The organism is Variovorax ureilyticus, from assembly GCF_037889935.1.
In the GTDB taxonomy this organism is placed as follows: Bacteria; Pseudomonadota; Gammaproteobacteria; order Burkholderiales; family Burkholderiaceae_C; genus Variovorax; species Variovorax ureilyticus.
In genome coordinates this window covers 1-2598 of record NZ_JBBKZU010000044.1, presented here as the reverse complement: position 1 = coordinate 2598, position 2598 = coordinate 1, and the positions used below count along the sequence as shown (strand labels likewise).

Genomic DNA, 2598 nt, shown 5'->3' with positions numbered 1-2598 from the left:
CCCCGATCGACACTTCAAACTCCCCCACCCGTGGACACTCAAATTCCTCCAGGCAGGACGAGGGTTGCATTATTGATCTGTCAGGCCTCCGCGGCGATCGCCAGGCGCGCGGCGGCCTCCTTCAGCCGGTAACTCCTGCCCTCGAACTCGAGCATGACGGCACGATGCATCAGTCGATCGAGGATGGTGGTTCCCATGGTCGCATCGCCGAGGTATTTGCCCCAGTCCTGTACGACCCGGTTGGAAGTGACAACGATGCTTCCGCGACGCTTGTAGCGCTGATGCACGATGGCCTGGAGCAGCTCGGCGGCGGCGTCGGAGATGCGCCGCGCCAGGAAGAGGTCGTCGAGGATGAGGAGATCGGATTCGACGTACGCGCGCATCAGCGCCGTCTGCTCCTTGGGGCTTGCCAGTGCGAAGCGGGCGAACTCGGTGTCGGCCTCGACGTAGCGAACATCATGGCCTTGCAGAGTGGCCTGGTAGGCCACAGCCTTGGCCACATGCGACTTCCCGGTGCCCGGTTTGCCGATGATCAGCGCATTGGCACCTTCGGCAATGAACTTCAGCGTGTGCAGCTCGAAGCACGCCTGACGAGGCAGCTTCGGGTTGAAGCGCCAGTCGAAGTCGCCCAGCGTGGGCCGTTCGTCAAGACGTGATTGCTTGAAGCGCCGTTCAGTCAGGCGCGAGTGGCGCCGGTCGAGCTCGTCCTGCAGCAATCCTGCCAGCGTCTCCAGCAGCGGCTGCTGCGAGGCTTGCGCCTGCATGACGCGAGTGTTCAGGGTTGCGGCGATGCCGGACAGACGCAGCTCGCGCAGCGTGCATTCGATCTCATTGAGGGTCATGCGCAGTACCTCCAGGGTTCAGGGGAGCGGAAGGCTGTGCCGAGGCACAGCGGGAGAACAACTCGGCGTAGATGTCGGCGGGACGGATCAGCGGGTGTTCCTGCGTCAGCGAGAGTTCCAGCTGGCGCGGTTCCTCGGCGCGTTCGATGGTCGCCAGTGCGTCGGCGACGATCTTCTCGGTCAACCTCTTGACGTGGCTGTAGCTGTGGATGCCGTCTTGCATTGCCAGCGCACAAGCGCAATCGACAAGGCGACGCGGATAGCGATCGGCCAGGCGCACGATGCCCCACAGCTTGCGCTGGCCGACGCGGCCTTCGACGGCGAACAGCAACTCGCACAGACGTTCGGCGTCAGCTCCGATCAGCTTGGCTTGCGCGAGGATTCGGCGGGTCTCACGCGACGGGTTGAAGACTCGCTCCTCCATCGGCAGCACGACAGTGCCGGGGCGCTCGACACGGACATGGCTGCGCAGCAGCGCATGGGTCTTCAGGTCCCGAATCTCGATGCGGTGCTCGAACAGGCGCACGAGGACCTCGCTGCCGATGGGCGCCGGCCGCGCGGCATAGCTGCAGTGATCGACGCGCACGCAGCTGTCGTCGCACACGGTGCGCTGCGCCTCGGTGAAGTACTGCATGCCCAGCAACGGCAGCGGCTGCAGCAACGGCCGCTCCTCCTCGAACATCGCCTGCACCTGACGGCGGGCGCCCCCATGGATGCGCGAGGCGGCCCAGCGGGTCTCCCAGTGTTCGAGGAAGTCGTTCTGCTCCTGCAGCGACTCGAAGCGCCGTCCCTTCAAGGCTGTGGCCTGGGTGTGACCGATCGCGTTCTCGACCGAACCCTTGCGATTGGGGTCGCGTACCCGGGCCGGATCAGCGACCACGCCGTAGTGGGCCAGCGTGGCCGCGTACACGGGGTTGAGCGTGGGCTCGTACAGGTCGGGCTTGAGCACGCCTTCCTTCAGATTGTCGAGGACCACGTAGCGACAGGATCCACCAAAATATCTCCATGCCTGCTCGTGCAGTCGGGCCCAGGTCTCCTGACTGGACTTCCATACGACACGCCGGAAGCTGCGCCGGGAATAGCGCAGCGTCGCGACGAACAGCCGCGGCTTGCGATAGCGCTCGCTGCCTGGCACGCGCGTTGGCGCGCCTTCGCCGTAATCGACCTGCATCTCTTCGCCGGGGAGGAATTCCAGGCGATCAAATTGCTCGGGCTCGTGATGGCGCAGCTTCCGCACGAAGCGCATCACCGAGCTGTAGCGGGCGGTGAATCCGTGCAGGTCGACCAGATCCTGATAGATGGCCATGGCGTTGCGGCGCAGCCGCAGTTGCGCTTCGATGAAGCCGCGATGCGGCTCGCACGCCGAGACCGTCGCGGGCGAGCGCGCGGGCATCGGAGTCGGTGGACGGGGTGGGGGAATTTGCTCGCCGGGGCCGGTGGACACCCCGGGGGAATTTGCCGCCACCGCAGCGAAGCGCTTCTGGTAGCTGCGGATGGTCTTGCGATCGATCCCCGTGACGCGCTCGATCTCCCGTTGGCTGGCCCCGGCGCCCAACAGGGTCCAAATGGTCGTCTGCAAATGCGGCTTCAAGACATTCACTCCATCACCCCCTCTTGGCTGAGGGGGCAAAAGTAATGTCCTGCCCGGAAGGGGACTGCCAGCGGGCGCTGGCGCCGCCTACGCCGTCACGGCCCGATGGCCGCGGCGGGGGAATTTACGTGTCGATAGCTGGGGGAGTTTGGGTGTCGTTCGGGG

General features: G+C 65.3%; 2 protein-coding genes. Both read right to left on the bottom strand.

Translation table 11 applies throughout. The features are described 5' to 3' along the window. Positions 1 to 80: 80 nt before the first annotated feature. The gene (gene istB, locus WKW77_RS34875) at positions 81 to 842 is read right to left on the bottom strand and encodes an IS21-like element helper ATPase IstB (RefSeq protein WP_340361456.1); all 762 of its coding nucleotides are present in this window, start codon (positions 840 to 842) and stop codon (positions 81 to 83) included. After that, on the bottom strand, positions 829 to 2442 hold the full coding sequence (istA, locus tag WKW77_RS34870) for an IS21 family transposase (RefSeq protein WP_340361455.1): 1614 nt from the start codon (positions 2440 to 2442) through the stop codon (positions 829 to 831). The genes istB and istA overlap by 14 nt, the downstream gene beginning before the upstream one ends. Positions 2443 to 2598 lie beyond the last annotated feature (156 nt).